The sequence below is a fragment of the Aminobacter sp. P4_D5 genome (assembly GCF_056401815.1).
In genome coordinates this window covers 1-653 of the sequence record NZ_JBFUIP010000847.1, presented here as the reverse complement: position 1 = coordinate 653, position 653 = coordinate 1, and the positions used below count along the sequence as shown (strand labels likewise).

The following is a 653-nucleotide window of genomic DNA, read 5'->3' as shown; positions in this document are numbered from 1 at the left end:
GGCTCATCTTGGGGGATATGCTCTCCCAGATGTCCGGTCTGAAGCTCACCCGCGTGCCCTAACGCGGCAGCACCTAGGCGCTGACCGACGTTTCCGTCGGCCGCATCGACCTCAGCTTCGCCGATTTCGGCCAGGGGCTGGAGCTGGGCCATGCCGGCCGCGACCGCCTGCTGGCGCAGACCCTGGGCCACCCCTTCCCGCTCGCCCCGGAGATGCCGCTGTGGGCCAGCGCGCTGCCGGGCTTCGACGCAGGCGTCTGGTTCTCCGTTGCCACCCCGGCCGCGACCTCGCCCGAGATCGTCCGCCAGATGGAGACGGCGCTCGGCACGGTGGTGAACGATCCCGCCTTTGCTGCGCGGCTCGTGGCGCTGGGCCTCGCGCCGCTGCGCATGGGCTCCGCGGATTTCGGCCGGTTCCTCGGGCAGCAGATCGCGGCCTGGGGCGAACGCGTGAAGCTGGCCGGCATCGAGCCGCAATAGGACCGCGTCCTTGCGCGGCTTCGGGTGCGGTCGATAGATTCCGCGCCGCAGCAGCCCCCGGACCGGGGCACTGGTAGAAGGAACATGACGATCGAGGATCTGACCGAGGCGCCTCCGGAGGAGGAAGGCCGTGGCACCAGGGGCCGGAACGAATGGGCCTACGACATGCTGCAC

At 70.3% G+C, this 653-nt stretch carries 2 protein-coding genes; one reads left to right on the top strand and one right to left on the bottom strand.

The genetic code is table 11. The annotated features are described in order from the left end of the window. On the bottom strand, window positions 1-191 hold a 191-nt coding region (locus tag AC1DWF_RS35360), incomplete at its 3' end, for a hypothetical protein (protein ID WP_476843125.1). On the opposite strand from AC1DWF_RS35360, the gene AC1DWF_RS35355 reads away from it, so the two are divergent. Further along, window positions 105-479: a tripartite tricarboxylate transporter substrate-binding protein gene (locus tag AC1DWF_RS35355; protein WP_476843126.1), complete on the top strand. Its 375-nt coding sequence runs from the start codon at window positions 105-107 to the stop codon at window positions 477-479. The genes AC1DWF_RS35360 and AC1DWF_RS35355 overlap by 87 nt on opposite strands. The last annotated feature ends 174 nt before the right edge of the window (window positions 480-653 follow it).